This window comes from Blautia sp. AF32-4BH, from assembly GCF_003460565.1.
Classification (GTDB): domain Bacteria; phylum Bacillota; class Clostridia; order Lachnospirales; family Lachnospiraceae; genus Fusicatenibacter; species Fusicatenibacter saccharivorans.
On record NZ_QTVL01000005.1, the window covers coordinates 210159 to 229449 of the forward strand.

The window sequence follows — 19291 nt, forward strand, 5'->3', positions numbered from 1 at the left end:
TACATACTCTCTCAGAATCCTTCTGCAGATCCTTCCTGCTGCAATCCCGCTTCTGTCTCATTCTTATGCAAGTCAGGTTTTTGTGGCTGTTTCTCCCGCTGCAGAATCCTCGCCTGCCTCCGGGAAACGCAGGATGACTTTAAACAGATCGCCGTCTGCCGCAAGCTCCATGCGGCCGCCCATGTTGGCCGTGTAGCTTGATGCAATCGCAAGGCCAAGGCCGTGCCCCTCGCTCGTCCGTGATTCGTCGCCGCGCACAAAGCGTTCCATCATTTCCTCCGCTTCAAAATTCATCTCATAGGCGGAAATGTTTTTCATCGTCACGAAAATCTCCCCTTTTTCCTTCCCTGCGTCAATGTAAACTCTCGTTCCGCCCAGGCTGTATTTCAGGATATTTTCCACGAGATTCTGTATCACGCGGTACATTTTCCCATTATCCCCAAGGAACGGCAGCGGCTCATCTCCGAGCGCCGTGCGGAACGACAGATTGCTCTGCGCAATCGCATCGTCCATATCGGCGAGGGTCTGCTCGATCAACCGTTTCATATCCATTTTTTCCATCTGGAATTTTTCGGTTCCGCTTGTCGATTTGGAGAGCTCGAAGAGGCTTTGGATCATCTCCTTTAGCTGTTCCTGTTTCACAGAAATCACTTCGACGTAATCCTGTGCCGCCGGTGTCAGATCCTCTTTTTTCAGAAGATCCGTATAGCCGACCATCGAGGTGAGCGGGGTTTTCAGATCGTGCGATACGTTGGTAATCAGGTCAATTTTGAGACGCTCCGCCTGCATCTGTTTTTCTACGCTCTTCTGCATAGCGCTCTCAATATTTTCCAGCTCTGCAAACGCCGGATACAGCAGGGATTTTTCGGATATTTCATGGATCCGGCTTTCCATGCTGCCTTCTGCCATCGTATGGATCTGTTCCATCAAAAGGCCCATCTCCCGGTTCAGGCGACTGCGGTATGTTTTCCAGGCAAACAGAATTAAAATCAGCGTGGTCAGCCCAAGAAGAATGACAAACAGCACCTCGCCATCCATTCCGTTTATCAGTCCGGTGATCATGGTAATCACGATTAGAAGTTCCGCAATCAGTGCCACACGGAACGGCCATTTACTCTGACCGGCAAGCTGCCGTTCCAGGCTGGTCCGATCTCTGTAACGCTTCCTTTCTCTGCAAAAAAAGGACATTTCTCTCAGTTGTTTCTTTTCATAGCGACAGACAAGAATGCCGGCACTGAGAAGGAAAACGCCACAGATTCCAAAAAACAGAAGACCTGTCTGCACACACTCTATTACAGTACCCCATTCGGCAACAATGCGGTATCTGGCATAGCTGTGCCGGAGCGGCTGAAGCCATCCGAAAAAAGCAAATCCTCCGACAAGAACCAGAAGCTCATTTGGCACCTTTTCGGATTTTTTCAGAAACAGCTGCTCTTTCTCTGCTTCCGCAGCGGCTCTTGCCTCAAACTGCATCTGCCGGGATTTTTCTATTTCATCTGTCTCGGACTTATCTGCGGCTGCCCCTTCGCTGCTTTTTGCTGTTTTTCCCGCTTTTTCCGGTTCGCTGCCGGCAAAAGCAGTCATTTTCGAGTTCCCGGTATTTTTTCGGAATTTCCATACCAGATACAAGGCTGCGGCTATGCCCAAAACGCCGACTACCGTCACTCCAATGCCGATACCCCATTCGATGTTGCGCCACATTCCCCATTCGAATTCACTGGCCCATTTCCGCAGAAGCTTTCCGCACAAAATCAGTACCATAGAAAGATCGGTAAGCATCCACAGCAGGATGCGTTTTTCAGTTTCCGTCAATTTTTTCAATTTTGTATCCAATTCCCCACACCACCTTTAAATATTTTGGATTTTTCGGCGTAATTTCGATTTTCTCACGAATGCGCCGGATATGAACCATGACGGTATTTTCTACGCTGTAAGCATCCTCCTGCCAGACCTGGCTGTAGATTTCTTCGGCTGAGAATACATAGCCGGGATGCTCCATCAGAAGCTCCATAATTTTGTACTCGGTTGCGGTCAGGCGAACAGGTTCACCGTCCACCAGGAGTTCTTTGGTGTTTCGGTTCAGCAGCAGACCGCCGTTTTTCAGGATATCCTGGCTTTGTGTGGTTCCGTTTGCGGCGCCTAAGGAGAAGTAACGGCGGAGCTGGGATTTAACACGGGCCATGAGTTCGGCGGTATTATACGGCTTTGTCACGTAATCATCGGCGCCCATCGAAAGTCCGATGACTTTATCGCTCTCTTCGGTTTTCGCGGAAAGCATGATAATCGGGATGTTGTTTTTTTCTCTTATTTTCATCAGGGCGGAAAGGCCGTTCATTTTGGGCATCATGACATCGAGCAGGATCAGATGGATCTGTTCGGTCATGAGGATGTCGAGTGCCTCCATGCCGTTGTAGGCTTTTTTTACCCTGTAGCCTTCCAGTTCTAATAGTTTGCCGAGAGATCTTACGATTTCCCGGTCGTCGTCTACGACTAATATGTTGTATTGGCTCATCTCGTTTTTCCCCTCTTGGTTCTATGGTGTTTATCATAGCAGAGAAAACGGAGATTATTTGGATAAAAAACTGACATTTTTCTTAAAATGTAATCCCCCATTACGTTTTCCTGCTTTTTTTACAAAAAAAACACTGATTGGTAGAATTGTAAGCTGGTGTAAAAAATAAAAACAAACGCATATAAATTAGTAAAAATGCCTGCCATAGCACCTGAAAATGTGGAAAAAGATAAAAAAAGTCAATATAAGTGGACAAAATACACAATATCAAACTGGGATTTTATTTGATATGATGTAAATATCACAAATAAGCAAAGAAAATGCGTAATAAAAACGCACAAAACAACGGAAAGGATGGGGAGCATGGCGAAGGAAAAGGTGAAAAAGAAAAGAGGACAGAAAATCACACCTGCAATTTTGTGGAAACAGCGCTGGCTGCTTGTAATGTCAGTACCATTTGTAATCTGGCTGATTATCTTCAAGTATATTCCACTTTGGGGATGGACGATGGCGTTTCAGGAGGTAAAACCGGCAACGTTCGCACTTCCGATCTGGGAGAGAACCTGGGTTGGATTTCAAAATTTTACAGATGCATTCAAAGACCGTCTGTTCACACAGACATTAATCAACACATTGGGAGTAAGCTTCCTTGACATCGCGGTTGGAACGATCGCAGCAATCGCATTTGCGGTTCTTCTGAACGAGATGTTCTTTATGAAGTTCAAAAAAGTAACGCAGACCATTTCTTATCTGCCGCACTTTGTATCCTGGGTTATTATTGCAAGTATTGCAAAGAATATTTTCAACGACGGCGGTGTTGTTGACAGTATCTTCGGCAAGAACCTGCACCTGATGAGTTCCAACTCACCGCTTATCTGGGTAACCATTATCCTGATTAACTGCTGGAAAGAGGTTGGCTGGAACGCAATTATTTATCTGTCCGCCATGGCAGGTATTGATCCTGGTCTTTACGAGGCCGCTGATATGGACGGTGCAAGCCGTCTGCAGAAGATCTGGCACATCACTCTGCCGGGTATCCGACCGACCATCATCGTACTGCTGATTATGAGTATCGGTGGCGCCCTGAACGTAGGTATGGAGCGTCAGATGCTTCTTAGTAACCCGCTGGTTGAGGATCACACGATGGTACTTTCCTGGTTCTCTTATAAGAGAGGTATCGGAAACAGCAACTACGGTCTTGGTACCGCAATCGGTGTATTCCAGTCTGCAGTCAGCGTTACCCTGCTGCTGATCGCCAATAAGATTGCCGGTCTGGTAGGCGAAGATAAACTTATGTAGGAGGACGCGAATATGAACAAGAAAGCAAAAAAATTTGACTACGTACTGGCGGTAATCTTCGTATTCCTCGTCATCATCACCATTTATCCGTTCCTGAACGTACTGGCGATTTCGTTCAACGATTCTACGGATACCATTAAGAATGTAAACTTCATCATTCCGAGAAAGTTTACATTAAGCAACTATAAATATGTATTTAAAGACGGCGGCATTGCAATGCCGGCTGTGATTTCTGTAACAAGAACCATCATCGGAACAATCGTAGGTATTGTATGTACCTCGATGGTTGCTTACACATTAAGCCGCAGAGACTTCGTACTCCGCAAACCATTCCAGCTTCTGTTCGTTGTTACCATGTATGTCGGTGGCGGAATGATTCCGGAATACCTTCTGATTATCCGTACCTTAAAGCTGGGCAATAACTTCATGGTATACATTCTGCCTGGTCTGATGTGGGTTTATAATATGATTCTGGTCCGCTCTTATATCGACGGACTGCCGATGGCTCTGCAGGAGGCAGCAAAGCTCGACGGAGCAAACGATTTTCAGATCTGGTATAAAGTCGTTATGCCGCTTTGTAAACCGGTTATCGCAACCGTAGGTCTGTACTATGCAGTAGGTCAGTGGAACTCCTTCATGGATACTTACCTGTATGCGAAAAAACTCCCGACTCTGCAGTACAAACTGTATGAGATTATGAACCAGGCGACCATGAAAATGGACGTTCATGCAGGAACCAATGTACAGACGGCCGTAACACCAATGTCCGTACGTATGGCCGTAACGATTGTAGCAACTGTGCCGATCGTTATTGTATATCCGTTCCTTCAGAAATACTTTATCGGCGGTATGACACTTGGTTCTGTTAAAGACTGATAAAAAACAGTATTAAAAAATTTTTAGAAAAAGATGATGTTTATTCCTGCCAGGCGAAAGCAAGAGTGCAGGATGACATAAACCATTTTAAGGAGGGCTTTTATGAAAAGAAAAGTAGTATCACTCATGTTAGTATCTGCTATGGTGGCCGGAATGCTCGCAGGATGCGGTTCCGACAGTGGCAGCAGCAAGGGAGGATCCAGCACAGAGACTGGATCAGCGGCAGAGGCAAGTTCTTCAGGCGAGACAGCAGATGATGCAGATGACAAATCTCCGATTACCTTTGAGTATTTTAACGCTGATGGTAAAAACGGCAACTGGGATAACCCGGTAGCAAAAGCAATCACAGAGGCAACAGGCGTTACACTGGATGTTTCCTATCCGGTAGCATCCCAGGGTGATGCAAAAGAAGATATTGCGCTGATGATCGCAAATGATGAGTATCCGGACATGATTTATGCAAAAGGCTCAGCAACGGATTTGTATCAGGCAGGCGCGCTGATTGATATGACAGACCTGATTGAAAAATATGGTCCAAACATCAAAAAAATGTACGGAGCAGAGATGGAAAAACTGAAATGGAGCCAGGATGATCCTGGAATCTATCAGCTTTCCTACGCAGGTGTAAACCAGAAAACCCTGACAACAGGCGGAAGCTGCCAGATTCAGTGGGCTGCATTAAAAGAGAACGATTATAAATATCCGAAGACACTGGATGAGTATGAAAAAATGATCAAGAGCTATCTTGCAGCACATCCAAAAACAGAAGATGGTCTGGATATGATCGGTATCACCATGAGTGCTTCTGACTGGCACTGGATGATTACCCTTGGAAACCCGGCAGGACTGATCGCTGATGCATCCCCGGATAATGGACAGTGGATTATTGACGACGAGTACAACGTACATTACAAACATGTAACAGATGAAGAGAAAGAATACTTCAAATGGCTGTGCCGTATGTACAACGAAGGTATCCTGGATCCGAACTTTGCAACGCAGACAGATGATGACTATATTGCAAAAGTTGCCAGCGGCCGTGTTGTTGCCATCACCGATGCTGAGTGGCATTACAGCCAGTGCGAAGCTACTCTGGTAGCAGACGGAAAAGTAGATCAGACTTATGTTGGACTTCCTGTAACCTTAAGAGAAGATCAGGTAGAAAAAGCCCTTCTGTATCAGGGAACTACCGTTGGCTGGGGTATTGGAATTACCAAGAGCTGTGAAGATCCGGTTCGTGCCATCAAATTCCTTGACTATCTGTGCTCCGATGAAGGACAGATCCTGTATCACTGGGGTATCGAAGGCGAGAACTACTTCCTTGATGATGATGGACAGCCATATCGTACTGACGAAGAAGTAGCAAAAGCTCAGTCTGATCCGGATTATGCAAAGAACACCGGTATTGACAACTACACTGGATTCCCGATCTACGGAACAGGTTCCTACTCTGAAGACGGATTCCCATACACTCCAACTACCAAAGAGTCTGTTATTGCAAACTACAATACAGCAGAAAAAGAAGGATGCGAAGCGATGGGATTTGAAATGCTGACCGACATGTTTGCACAGCCGGAGGAGTTTGACCTTCTTCCATACTCTGCACTGTGGGCATATCAGCAGCCACAGGAACTGGCTGAGAAACAGACTATTCTGGATGAAATTGCATGGCCAGGACTGGTTAAGTGCGTAACTGGTACAGAAGATGAGTTTGATGCAAACTGGGAGAGCATGGTACAGGAGCTGACAGACAATGGTCTGGCAGATGCAGAAGAAGCTATGACAGAGTTCCTTGCTACCAAACTTGTTGATGTAGAGTAAGTAAAGCAAAAACATAAAAACATAAGGTTTTGCCGTTGAACGGAAGGCGGCACAAAAACATGGTCTGATATTATTAAATGTCAGGCCATGTTTTTAAATACAGCGACAGTAATGGGAAATGTGAAACATTGTAAAAAGATAACAGTATATGGAAAATCTGCAAACAATTTCATGAGACAAAATAATCGGGAGGTTTTTGGAAAATGACAGAAAAGAAGGAGTTTCAGGTAAACAAAAACACACCGTTCTGGGATGCATCACTGACGGATCAGGAAAGAATCGACTGGCTGTTAAAAGAAATGACGGTCGAAGAAAAACTGGGATACCTCGCCAGCTCTTCCCCGGATCTGCCGCGCCTTGGCATTCCGGGTGTCTCTGTGGGCGGTGAGGCGGCACACGGCGTTGAGGGCAGAAACGATCAGAACGGTCTTGGAAAACCGGATGTGACAACATCCTTCCCACAGCCGATCGGTATGAGTGCATCCTGGGATCCGGAGCTGATCAGACAGGCCGGTGAAATAACAGGAACCGAGGCGCGCGTCGTATGGCACCGCCATGAGGGCCATGGACTCAGCAGATGGGCTCCGACCGTTGATCTTGAGCGCGATCCGAGATGGGGAAGAAACGAAGAAGGTTACGGAGAGGATCCTGTGCTGACCGGAAAAATGGCCGGTGCTTATATCCGGGGAATGCAGGGCGATGATCCGAAGTATCTGCGCTGTGCAGCGACCTTAAAGCATTTCTATGGAAACAACACGGAGGTCGGCCGCGGATGGAAAAATTCTTCCATTGACCCGCGGAACAAATATGAGCTGTATCTGGAGCCATTCCGCAGATGTATTGAGGACGGCGGCGCAGAGGGCATTATGACGGCATATAACAAGATCAACGGAACGATCGGTATCCTGAATCCGGAAGTGACCGATATTCTGAAAAAACAGTACGGTCTCCGTCACGTTGTCAGCGACGGCGGTGCGATGGGACTTGTCGTGAATCTGCATCACTATTTCGGACAGCATGCGGAGACGATCGCAACGGCGCTGAAAGCCGGTGTGGATGCCATGTCTGACGATCCGCGTATGGTAGAGCAGGCGGCACGCGAGGCATATGAGCTTGGCATTCTGAAAGAAGAGGATATGGACCGCTCTATTCGCTGTATGATGGAGACGAAGCTTCGTCTCGGCGTTTATGATCGGGAAAATCTGAATCCGTATGACCGTGTGACCGAGGACGATATCGATTCCCCGAAGGCACGTGAAATCTGTAAAGAGCTGAGCCGCGAATCGATCGTACTTCTGAAAAATGAGAACGGAGCGCTGCCACTTGACAAAGCCCTGAAAGCAGAAGATATTGCCATTGTCGGACCGCTTGGTGATGCATGGTATCAGGACTGGTACGGCGGAACGGCACCATACCGCACAACCTTCCTGCAGGGGATGGAAGTACTGAAGCAGGAGAACATTACATTCGCGGATGGTCTGGATCGCGTTGTTTTCCGCTGTGATGGAAAAGGTCTTGCCGTAGCAGAAGACGGAACACTTCAGATGGCAGATGAGCCAGATGTGTTTATCAAGGAATACTGGGGTGAGGGAAGCTATACGTTCAAGAGTGTCCGTACCGGAAAATACCTCAGCGCAAGACTCTCAGAGTCGCAGGGAGAAAAGCCGAAAATGGGACAGATTGCGGCAGACCGGGAGGAAGCCTTCGACTGGTTCGTGATGGAGATTTTCCACGTGGAGCCACAGGAGGATGGCAGCGTTGTGCTGACCAACCGTTTCCATTACCCGGTTTATAAGGATGCAGAGGGATTTTTCTCCTTTGAGCAGACGGAGGGAATTCCGATTACGATGGAGGTTGTCGAAAACGGAATTGAAAAAGCAGTTGCTGCAGTCCGGGGCAAAAAGCAGGTTTTACTTGCGCTCGGCTGTAACTCCGTGATCAATGCGAAAGAGGAGATCGACCGCAACACACTGGAGCTGCCAGAGGAGCAGGAGATGCTGCTTGACCGGATCACAGAGGTCAATCCGAATACCGTTCTGGTGCTGTTTACGAATTATCCGTACACACTTCAGAAAGCGATGGAAAAACTGCCGGCGATCATCATGTCTGCAACGGGAAGCCAGGATATGGGAAGCGCAATGGCAGAGGCTGTGCTTGGAATCTATGCACCGGCCGGCCGTCTGAATATGACCTGGTATGAGAGTATCGATCAGCTGCCGGACATTGACGATTACGACATCATCAAAGGAAAAAGAACGTACCGCTATTTCGACGGGAAGGAATTGTATCCATTCGGCTATGGCCTGACGTATACCACATTTGCGTATGAGAACTATAAGATTTCCTTAAAAGATGACCGTCTGCTGCAGATCTCTCTCGATGTGAGAAATACGGGCGCTACCGCAAGCGACGAGGTCGTCCAGATCTACGGTTACGCTCTGGAATCCTGCGTAAAGAAACCAATCTGCCAGCTGCTTGATTTTGTCCGTGTGAAAAACATTGCCCCGGGCGAGACGAGACACATCGCACTGGAAATCCCGGTGGAGGAGCTTCGCTTCTACGATGTCATCAGCCGCAGACTGATGGTAGAAGAAGGAACGTATGAAATCTATGCGGGCGCATCCTGCAAGGATAAAGCCGTTTCCGCAGAAATCTTTATTCCGGGCGGAAAAAGGGGAGTACGCGATCTGAGTGCATTTACCGCGGCAGACCACTACGATGATTACGAGAACATGTATCTGACGGAAGGCCACTTCAATTTCAAGGCAGTCCGCGTGCAGGATGAGACGAAAGAAGGTGTTCTCGTTTACCGTGACTGTGATCTTTCCGATGCTGCTGTTCTGGCGCTTCATGTGAAGAGTGAACGCGGCGGCAGTGTGGAAGCCTTTGTGGACGGTGTTTCGATGGGAAGCTTTACCGGTGACACAAGAACCTGTGAGTTCCGCAGCGCCCCGAAACTGGACCGCTATGCGGAGGAAGAAGTAAAAGAGCGCAACCGGTACCGCGAGCCGGTTTATGAGGATGTTGAAATTTCCCTCGCAAACAGACCGCAGACGGACGGCGTATCTGAGATCCGTCTTGTCCTGAAGGGAGATATGCGGATCTGCTATCTGCGTGTGCTGAAAAATAAGAGCACAGGAAAAATTCAGATGGGCGTAGCAAACTAACCAGATAATGTATTGTCTGAAAAAAGTATTGACAAATTGTGTGAATATGAATAAAATATTCCTGTAAAAACAAAATACGGAGATCTTCAGGGCAGGGTGTGATTCCCTACTGGCGGTATAGTCCGCGACCCGCTGCGATATCAAACAGCGGCTGACTCGGTGCAACTCCGGGACCAACAGTTAAAGTCTGGATGAAAGAAGACGAAATAAAATTTATTTGCATGGAAATATTTTTGGTGCCCTGAATTCAAGAAAAGGAATTCAGGGCACTTTTTTTCGCGGGCAACGAGCCAAAGTCCGTGCTTGCACGAGACCTTGGCGACTGCCGCGAAAACAAGTTCAAATTCGTGGAGCGTATTTGGACTCGTTACTTCCGGCAGAACCGGTCAAGATCTCCAGAAAAAAGGAGAAATGCAGTTATGAATGCACAGACAACAGCAAAACAGACATCAAAGATGTCGCAAATCGGAAAAACCCGTTACATGGTACAGGTGGCAATGCTCGGCGCCGCCGCAGTCGTATTGATGTTTTTTGACATCCCGCTTCCGTTTGCCCCGAGTTTCTACAAGATTGATTTAAGCGAAGTTCCGGTGCTGATCGGAGCCTTTGCGATGGGACCTCTTGCCGGAGCTGCGATTGAGCTGATTAAGATTCTGCTGAACCTTGTTATGAAAGGAAGTACCACCGCAGGTGTTGGCGAAGTGGCAAACTTCCTGATCGGCTGCGCGTATGTTATGCCGGCCGCATGGATCTACAAAACACAGAAAACCAAGAAAAATGCCATGATCGGTATGGCAGTCGGAACCGTATTTCTGGCAGCAGCCGGCGGTCTTCTGAACGCTTTTGTACTGCTTCCGGCTTATGCAGCAGCCTTTGGAATGCCGATGGATACCCTTGTGGGAATGGGATCTGCAGTCAACAAAGCAATTACAAGCCTTCCGACCTTTGTTCTGTTTGCCGTTGTACCGTTCAATATCATCAAAGGTGTTGTGGTATCACTGGTAACCATGCTTCTGTACAAGCACATCAGCAGACTGCTGAAGGGTGAGGCGATGAATTAGTTCATCATTTCCGTAAACGGAGAATCCAATAAATACGTTGTAGAGAGACGGACAAAATGCAGAGAGAAATCCTCTGTTTTTTGTCCGTCTTTTAAAATTTTCGGGGAATGGCGGCAATGGATTGCCCACACAGGTCTTTTAGTAGTACAATGAAGCATAATCGATAAAAGAAAATACGCAGCGAAATTGGAAAGGAGCGCAAAAAAAAGAGATCCGCACATTGGCTGAAATCTCTTTTCTATCACATTTTAATATTGTTATTATGTCTCGAAACTGTTAAGCGCTTTCCAGATGTTCCATCACTTGAACGCCCCATTTAAAAAGGGCGGTTCGCATGGCAAAGGTCAGGACTGCGGTAAGCAGAATCATCACGCTCGTGGTGATGTGGATGTTGAGGTGAAGTTTTCCGTACAGCAGGTAGCCGGCTCCGATCAGGATTGCGCCGACGGTGAGGTCGATGAGGACGGAGATCAGGGAGCGGTTGTTGGATTTTATGGCGGCGGTTTCGTTTTCCCAGTTTAATTTCGGAAATGCAAGGTCAAAAAGGAGCTGTTCATAGTTTACGAACAGGGTAAATAAAACCGTGATCGCCGTGGTGTAAAGAAGGGTCGCCGGGTGCAGACCGAAAACGACCGCGATGATGTTGAAGACCAGAGCGTACGGCAAGGTGCCAAGGAGACTGATCAGGATGCCGCTTACCAGCATGGCACGGATCTGGTCGTGATAGCTCATCGGAATGCATTTCATATAGATGTATTCGCTGCCCTTTCGGGACATCGCTGTGGCGGAGATCACGCAGAACATGGACATCATGACGGCGATTCCGGCGGCGGTAAGGACGGCAACTGCGACAGGCAGTTCCCCTTTCAGGAGGCGGAATATGGTGCCATCGGCGACAAGCCGGGTCCAAAGGCCGGTGGTTTTAGCCATGCCAAGGCTGGAAATGATGGAAACAAGGGCAATGCCAAGCATGAAGACCGGCCAGATGAGAGGCATCAGAACACAATTCATGAACCAGGCCGGGGTTCGGTACAGTTTTTTCCATTCGATCATCGCGTAGGTGCGGACCGGATTTTTGCTTTTGACGGTTCGGGTCACTTCTTCTTTGGATAAAATGCGTTTTTCGCTGGTGGTTTCGCTCATGCCGAGGACAGCCGGGAGGTAGATTTTCCAGGCGAGGGCGAAAAAGACAGCAAGGATGACGGCTGTTGTAGCGATGTAGAGTATCATTTTGAGAAAGGATGCATCTGCAAGGCTTCCGGTCATCAGGGGCAGGTTCGGAAAAATGGTCCGGAAGGCGCGCAGAGTGCCCTTCTGGCTTTCCATCAGGTTCATGATATCCTGCATTTCAAAATTTCCGATACTGCGCGAAAATACGTTGATGCCGATCGCAAAAATCAGGGATGCGGCGAATCCGAGGTAGCTTAAGAAATCCTTGTTTCGGATATTTTTGAAAAGACGCATCACGAGCATCGTCAAAACTGCGGCGTAAACGAGCGGCACAACCGGGAAAATAAGGCAGGCGAGGATCATATTGATCCAGTAAAAAATGCCCATTTTGGCGCTGATCCCGTACCCTAACAGAAACGGAAAGAACAGCAGTACAATAAGATAGTATTCGTTCAGCAGACAGCAGAAGCCTTTCGCACCAACAATCTGCGCCGGGGTAAACGGCAGCGGCAAAAGCTTTACGAGGTCAGAGTCCATGTAATACTCGCTCAGAAACAGCGGCAGGCCATAGAAGAAAATGACCATCATGCCGATGGCACAGACGAACTCGATCAGCAGGGTTTCCAGCCCGAGCGGCTGCAGGAAGGTATAGCCGGAATATCCCAGAAGAAACAGTAAGACCGACACGGGAAGGAGGCAGACACCAAGCAGAAGGTATACAACGATACGTCCTCCGTCCGAAAATGCTTTCTTTTTTCCGCTCTTCTGATTGCTTTTTCCTGGTCCGCTTTTCAGAAGGAAACGGGTGAGAATCCATAAATTACGCATGTTCGGTGATCTCCAAAAAGATATTTTCAAGCGTCTGATCCGGATAGGCCGCTTTTAATTCTTCCAGGGTACCCAGGTATACCTGGCGGCCGTGATGGATGATGGCGATGCGGTCGCAGAGTTTTTCCGCTACTTCCAGCACATGGGTGGAAAACAGCACGGCGTTTCCGGCATCGGCGTGTTCACGCATCATCTGTTTGAGCTCGTGCGCGGAGCGCGGGTCAAGGCCGGTCAGCGGCTCATCGAGAATCCAGACCGGCGGCTTGTGGATCAGTGCGCCCATCACCATGATTTTCTGACGCATGCCATGCGAGTAGCTCATGATACGGCTCGAAAGGTTCTCTTCCATCTCAAAGCGTTTTGCGGTTTCTTCGATAAAACGCTGACGCTCTTCCGTTCCGACACCGTAGATATCTGCCATAAAATTCAGATATTCAATTCCCCTGACGCGAAGAAACGCATCCGGGTCGTCGGGCACAAAACCGAACTGGCGCTTGGCTTCGAGCGGATCCTTCTGGATATCTTTTCCATTGATTTCAATCGTTCCTTCGGACGGCGCTAAGATACCGGTGATCATTTTTAATGTTGTCGTTTTCCCGGCTCCGTTTGGGCCGATAAATCCGGTGATCTTTCCATCTTCGATATCCCAGGAAAGATCATCGACGGCTTTTTTGCTTCCATCGCCGTAAATTTTGCTGACGTGGTTCAGACGAATCATGTTTTATTCCCCCTCTTTTTTTCTTGTAAAACGAAACTGTGATTCTCTTGCTTCGTTTCTAAAAACAGACTGCCCTTTTCTCACTCCGAAAGCTCTTATCCTTCCCTGCGCAGGAAAAGGAGTCAGGCGGATCTTCGCAATCCGCTTCGCTACTTGCTTGATTCAGTTAAATTTCGAAGCACGGGCTGTGATCTTGTGTTTTTTTCAGTATGCATTCTTCTGCCAGAACTGTCAATCAGCGGAACGAAAAATACAGAATTTTGTAAGAACTTGTAAGACTTTTAGAGCGTGTCTGAAAAAAAAGATACCGCAAAGTGAAGCCTGCAGATTGCGGAAATGCTTTTTCAGACACGCTCCAGAATCAAATCCGATTTTACCCTCTACTTTTTCAGAATCACATCGATGACTGTATCGACTCCATCCGGCAATACCGGGTCTTCGCCGAGATCGGCGAATGCCATGGTCGGATAATCGCTGTGTACCCAGCTTGTGGAAACCGGGATTTCCGCGCCGGTTGCGACGTAGCGGATCGCCTGGATTTCTTCTTTTTTCACGCCGGGCAGCGGCAGCGGCCCAACGGTATTTTCATAGACATGAAAATACAGATGGTTTCCGTGGCGCGTCACACGGCCAAAGTCCGGTTTCTCAATACCGGCTTTTCCGCAGCCGTAAATGCTCTCTCCGTTTTTCTTCATCCACTTTCCAATCTCAGCCAGCCGTTCGATCGACTCCTCCGGGATATTTCCCCTGGCGTCCGGGCCGACATTCAAAAGCAGGTTTCCACCCTTCGATACGCATTCGACCAGCTTTTTGATCAGCATCGGTGCCGGTTTGAAGAAGTGGTCGTTGGCACAATAGCCCCAGTGATTGTTCATCGTAACGCAGGATTCCCAGGCGATATCGTTTCCATTTACATCCTGGATGCCATTCGGCGGAATCATCTGCTCCGGGCTCACAAAGTCGCCGTGGTATGGGGTCGGATTTCCGGCCGCCAGAGAACCGTAGCCCTCTCCGCTCACCTCGAGACGGTTGTCGATGATGACATCCGGCTGGAGCTTCCGCACCATATTGATCAGCTCCGTCGCTTTCCATGCTTCGCCGCGCAGCGTATCGTAGGAAAAGTCAAACCACAGCACATCGAGCTTTCCGTAGTTTGTGCAGATCTCGCGTACCTGATTGTGCATGTAGGTCAGGTAGCGGTCGAAATCGCGGTCATCGTTTTTGTATGCCGGGTTGTTCCGCATCGGGTGGTTCCGGTCGCCGTAATGTGGGAAATCGTCGTGGAACCAGTCGAGCAGGGAGAAATACAAACCGACCTTCAGTCCTTCTGCGCGGACGGCATCAACGTACTCTGCAACGAGGTCGCGGCCGCATTTCGTGTTGGTGGATTTGAAATCGGTATACTGGCTGTCGAAAAGGCAGAAACCGTCGTGATGCTTGGCAGTCAGAACCATGTATTTCATGCCGGCCTCTTTCGCCGCTTTTGCCCATTTCCGCGGCTCGAAATCAACGGGGTTGAACTCCTCGAAATATTTCATGTAATCTTCTTTTGGAATCTGCTCGGTACTCCGCACCCATTCTCCGCGCGCCGGGATGGCATAAAGTCCCCAGTGGATAAACATGCCGAAACGGGCGTCGCGGTACCACTCCATCCGCCTGTCATAAGCTTCTCTGTCAAATTTGTACATCGTTTTGCTTCCTCCTGTTTTAGTTTTATATTGGTAATGATTCAGAGTACCATTTCGCATGGCTCTGAATCGTTACGTCAAGCGGATATTCGCAATCTGCTTCGCTACTTGCTTGATTCGGTTAAATCTTAATTTTCACCCATTTTCCCTGTTTGAATCGGATCGTCGCAAAGATAAACCGTGACATCTGATCCGCCAGCACGCCGAACCAGATTCCGACGATGCCAAGCCCCAGCGTGTAACCGCCAAGATACGAAACGATCGTACGAATAAATGTAACGCTGATCATAGATGCAACTGCCGTATAGAGCGTATCTCCCGCACCGCGCAGGCATCCCATGTAAATAACCTGACAGATCTGGAAAATGACGACGAAGATAATGACATGGATGATGCTGACACCGATTTCAATGATATGCTGTTCTTCGAAAAACAGGCTGTACAGCCATCTTCCGCCGAAGAGATAAATCGCAACGAGGCATACTGCGATGCCCGCGCCGATCAGACGGCACGTTCTGCCGTACTCTTTCGCAAGATCCGGCTTTTTTGCGCCGAGGCTCCGGCCGATCAGTGCAACCGCTGCGGACTGGAGGCCATCGCCGAACGCAAACGAAAGCGACATAATATTCATGCCGACCTGGTGTGCCGCCATCGCATCGGTTCCCTGCTTGGCCGCCATGATCGCCGTCATCATAAAGCCGATCCGCATGAAAACCTGCTCGAAAAACACACTGTACCCGACCCTGACCAGGCTGATGAACGCTGCAATCGTCGGTTTAATTTTGTTCTTCAGAATATAGCCAAGATTCAGGAATCCGTCTTGCTTTGTGATGGAAAGGATGCTCATCACACATCCGACAACCGTTCCTGTGACGGTTGCCAGTGCCGCACCCTGAATGCCGAGTGCCGGGAACCCGAAATGGCCGTTGATCAGAAGATAATTCAGGATAATATTAATCGTATTTGATGTTACATTTGTGCGCATCGTGATTTTTGTATTGCCCGCACCGCGCTGTGCCGAGTTGATCCCCATCTGGATACAGTTAAAAATCATACCGCCCATGATGATACGGAAATATGTTACTGCGCCGTTATGCGTCTCCGCCGTTGAGCCGCACAGATGGATGATCGGACTTGCAAACGCCACAAATCCAACACTGAATGCAGCTGCCGCAAGGATAATAAATACAAGCGCAGTTACCAGAGTCTCATTCGCCGCACCCTGTCTTTGTTCCCCTCGCCGCCGCGCAACAAGGGCGGAAATCGACACATTCAGCGCAAAGAAAAACGCCAGGCCAAGCAGCTTCGGCTGTGTCGTCAGACCGACCGCGGCAACTGCGTAGGAGCCAAGCGAACTTACCATCAGCGAATCTACAAGACCCGCAAATGCAATGAAAAACGACTCCACGATCGCCGGCCACGCCATGTTGACGGCGGTCTGGAATGTGTCTTTGTGGTATTTCCCCTTTAACTTGTTTCCTAAGTACCCCATTTCTTTTCCTCTCTTTCGTCCCAATACCAATTTCTATTTTACTTTGTTTTAACAGAAGGGTCAATACGGTACCGGCAGAAAAAAGCCAGCCGCAAAAGCAAAATTCTTTTCGCTTTTTGTGGCTGGCTTTTCTTTTATCTTTCCGTAGCGATTCAGACCCCCATCTTGATTCCGCTTACGCTACATCCCAGTATTGCTTCTTATTTTTTCAGCACAAATTCTGCCTTATTCTCTGTCGTGCTGTCGCTTCCGATGAATACTTCGAAAGCACCGTTTTCACTTTCTACACGCTCATTTTCTGTCAGGAAGCGAAGCTCTTCTTCTGTGATTTTGAAGATGACTTCGGTTTCTTCTCCCGGCTGAAGGGTTACCTTGCAGAAATCTTTCAGCTCTTTCACCGGGCGTACCACGGATGCGGCTACGTCGTGGATGTAAAGCTGTACGGTCTCGGTTCCCTTTGTATCGCCGGTGTTTTTCACGGTTACGGAGGCTTTAATCTCATCTTCCATGCCAAGCTCTGCCTTGTCCAGTTTCACATCTGAAATTGCAAAGCTGGTGTAGCCAAGGCCATATCCGAACGGGAACAGTGGTGCGTTCGGGATGTCGAGGTATTTGGAGCGGAAGCGGTCTTTGTCCTTGCCCGGCACATGCGGTCTTCCGGTAGAATACTCGTTGTAGTGAACCGGCACCTGGCCTACAGAGTATGGGAAGCTCATGGTCAGCTTGCCGCTTGGAGCGTATGCACCAAAAACAACGTCTGCGATTGCATTGGCACCTTCGGTACCCGGCATCCATACTTCAAGAACGGCTTTTGCTTTCGATACGACATCGCGCAGGTCGAGCGGACGGCCGTTGAAGAGGACAACGACAACGTTTTCATTGACTTTTGAAACGCGCTCAAGCAGTCTCTGCTGGATTTCCGGGATGCGGATGTTCGCGTTGCTGGTTGCCTCGCCGGACTGCAGACGATCCTCACCGATCGCAAGAACGACAACATCGGCCTCTTTTGCTGCGTTTACAGCCTCAAGAAGCATTGCTTCTTCCTCTTCTGGCGTGGTGGACTGCTCCATCGCCTCGCCGAAGCCCTCCAGACGGATGTCGGAGCCGAGCATCGGGGAACCTGCATGGAAGCTCATGTTTGTCGTATCTGCCTGCGCTTTTACGGCCTCTTCCAGATTTGTCACATCCTTTGCATCTCCGATAAAGGACCAGGCGCCCATCAGGTTTCTGCTGTGGACATACGGTCCGACCCAGGCAATTTTTTTCTCCTTGCCAAGCGGCAGGATTTTCTCTTCGTTTTTCAGCAGGACAAACGATTTTCTTGCGGCTTCTCTTGCCAGGGCGCGGTGCTCTTTGCAGAGAATGACCTCTTTTTCTTTCGTCTCATCTGCGTCTTTATACGGATTTTCAAACAGTCCCAGTTTGTTTTTCAGTTCCAGGATACGCATGCAGGACTCATCGATCAGATCCTCGGAAATCTTGCCCTCTCTTACAAGGCGGCACAGGTTTTCGCAGTAAATACCGGTCATCATATCAATGTCAACACCTGCCTCGGCAGAGCGGACAGCTGCCTCCTCACGGTCTGCGCAGTAGCCGTGGTAAATAATCTCCTCGATTGCCGCCCAGTCGGAAATCAGAACGCCGTCAAATCCCATCTCGTCACGCAGGATGCCGCGCATCAGTTTCTTGTTTCCGGTTGCCGGAACACCGTTTACCGTGTTGAAGGAAGTCATTACCATCGCTGCGCCTGCATCGATGCCGGCTTTGTAGGACGGCAGATAGAAGTCACGGAAGGTATGCTCGGAAAGCTCTACGGTGTTGTAGTCTCTTCCCGCTGTCGGAGCGCCATAGCCTGCAAAATGTTTCACGCAGGAAGCAATTTTGTACGGCTCCTTCAGATCGTCTCCCTGGAATCCGCGCACCATTCCGGCACAGAACAGACCGTTCAGATACGGATCCTCACCGGTAGACTCCATGACACGGCCCCATCTTGCATCGCGGACCAGGTCGGTCATCGGTGCGAAGGTTACGTGAAGGCCGGAAACGGCTGCCTCTTTTGCAGCAACTGCCGCACACTTTTCGGACAGCTCCGGTTCAAACGTTGCGCCCTGTCCCAGCGGAATCGGGAAAATGGTCTTGAAGCCGTTGATGACATCCAGCATGAACAGCATCGGGATGTGATGCGGGTGCTGCTCCACAAAATCCTTCTGGATTTTCTTTAACATTTCTGCGCCCATGCTGCCCAGGATGGAACCGGAAAGCGCTACATTTTCCGGTGTAAAGCCTTTATCCGCCATCGGTCCCATGGCTGTGATGTCCATATCTTTATTGAAGAAGGCACCCACCACCTGGCTCATCTGGTTCACTTTTTCTTCCAGCGTCATGTCGGCCAGAAGCTCTTTTAATTTCTGCTCGGTCATTTTTTCTCCTCCATACCTCGTTTTTGCTGTATCTGCTTCTTCAGAAACCCCTAAAATGTCAGAAAAATATCGTTTTTCCGTTTTTTCTGAATCTTATACTGAAATTTTACCACATCTGATCTGAAAAAAATATCCCCTGATCCGACCTTTTTCTTTCACTATTCCGACCTGTTTGCTGTTGTTCCGGTGCGTAAGAAAGTGATAAAATCCTCTGTTATTTCCCGGACATGTGAAGGGTG

At 48.8% G+C, this 19291-nt stretch carries 12 protein-coding genes and 1 riboswitch; of the genes, 5 read left to right on the forward strand and 7 right to left on the reverse strand.

Translation table 11 applies throughout. From position 1 onward, the window contains the following. Positions 1-72: 72 nt before the first annotated feature. Together DWZ44_RS08570 and DWZ44_RS08575 are read right to left on the reverse strand one after the other, a co-directional pair. Positions 73-1833 (reverse strand): sensor histidine kinase, encoded by a 1761-nt coding sequence (locus DWZ44_RS08570; RefSeq protein WP_117510364.1) that lies wholly within the window; start codon positions 1831-1833, stop codon positions 73-75. Continuing rightward, positions 1799-2512 carry a response regulator transcription factor gene (locus DWZ44_RS08575; RefSeq protein ID WP_055266899.1) on the reverse strand — a complete coding sequence of 238 codons (714 nt, stop codon included), beginning with the start codon at positions 2510-2512 and terminating at the stop codon, positions 1799-1801. The genes DWZ44_RS08570 and DWZ44_RS08575 overlap by 35 nt, the downstream gene beginning before the upstream one ends. A 363-nt stretch (positions 2513-2875) precedes the next feature. Here DWZ44_RS08575 and DWZ44_RS08580 point away from each other — a divergent pair, with 363 nt between their 5' ends. The 5 genes from DWZ44_RS08580 (at position 2876) to DWZ44_RS08600 (ending at position 10736) form a co-directional block, all read left to right on the forward strand. Continuing rightward, entirely contained in the window at positions 2876-3811 is a 936-nt protein-coding gene (locus tag DWZ44_RS08580; RefSeq protein ID WP_117804645.1) for an ABC transporter permease, read from the forward strand. Positions 3812-3823: 12 nt separating this feature from the next. Further along, positions 3824-4687 (forward strand): carbohydrate ABC transporter permease, encoded by an 864-nt coding sequence (locus DWZ44_RS08585; protein ID WP_117510366.1) that lies wholly within the window; start codon positions 3824-3826, stop codon positions 4685-4687. A gap of 102 nt (positions 4688-4789) precedes the next feature. Next, positions 4790-6508, forward strand: coding sequence for an extracellular solute-binding protein (locus DWZ44_RS08590; RefSeq protein ID WP_117804646.1), 1719 nt, complete (start codon positions 4790-4792; stop codon positions 6506-6508). A 203-nt stretch (positions 6509-6711) separates the two neighbouring features. Continuing rightward, positions 6712-9675, forward strand: a complete 2964-nt coding sequence (locus DWZ44_RS08595; protein WP_117804647.1) for a glycoside hydrolase family 3 C-terminal domain-containing protein — start codon at positions 6712-6714, stop codon at positions 9673-9675. A 78-nt stretch (positions 9676-9753) separates the two neighbouring features. Continuing rightward, positions 9754-9882, forward strand: a riboswitch (FMN riboswitch). 212 nt (positions 9883-10094) lie between these two features. After that, the gene (locus DWZ44_RS08600) at positions 10095-10736 is read left to right on the forward strand and encodes an ECF transporter S component (RefSeq protein WP_117804648.1); all 642 of its coding nucleotides are present in this window, start codon (positions 10095-10097) and stop codon (positions 10734-10736) included. 276 nt (positions 10737-11012) lie between these two features. Here DWZ44_RS08600 and DWZ44_RS08610 read toward each other — a convergent pair whose 3' ends face one another. From DWZ44_RS08610 to bglX, 5 genes are all read right to left on the reverse strand, one after another. Beyond that, a complete protein-coding gene (locus DWZ44_RS08610; protein ID WP_117804650.1) occupies positions 11013-12734 on the reverse strand; it encodes a putative ABC transporter permease subunit in 1722 nt (573 codons plus the stop codon). Next, positions 12727-13452 carry an ABC transporter ATP-binding protein gene (locus DWZ44_RS08615; RefSeq protein WP_055221955.1) on the reverse strand — a complete coding sequence of 242 codons (726 nt, stop codon included), beginning with the start codon at positions 13450-13452 and terminating at the stop codon, positions 12727-12729. The genes DWZ44_RS08610 and DWZ44_RS08615 overlap by 8 nt, the downstream gene beginning before the upstream one ends. 380 nt (positions 13453-13832) lie before the next feature. Beyond that, positions 13833-15140: an alpha-L-fucosidase gene (locus tag DWZ44_RS08620; RefSeq protein ID WP_117801282.1), complete on the reverse strand. Its 1308-nt coding sequence runs from the start codon at positions 15138-15140 to the stop codon at positions 13833-13835. 121 nt (positions 15141-15261) lie between these two features. Beyond that, positions 15262-16632, reverse strand: a complete 1371-nt coding sequence (locus tag DWZ44_RS08625; RefSeq protein WP_117804651.1) for an MATE family efflux transporter — start codon at positions 16630-16632, stop codon at positions 15262-15264. 200 nt (positions 16633-16832) lie between these two features. Next, a complete protein-coding gene (gene bglX, locus DWZ44_RS08630) occupies positions 16833-19052 on the reverse strand; it encodes a beta-glucosidase BglX (RefSeq protein WP_117804652.1) in 2220 nt (739 codons plus the stop codon). Positions 19053-19291: the final 239 nt, after the last annotated feature.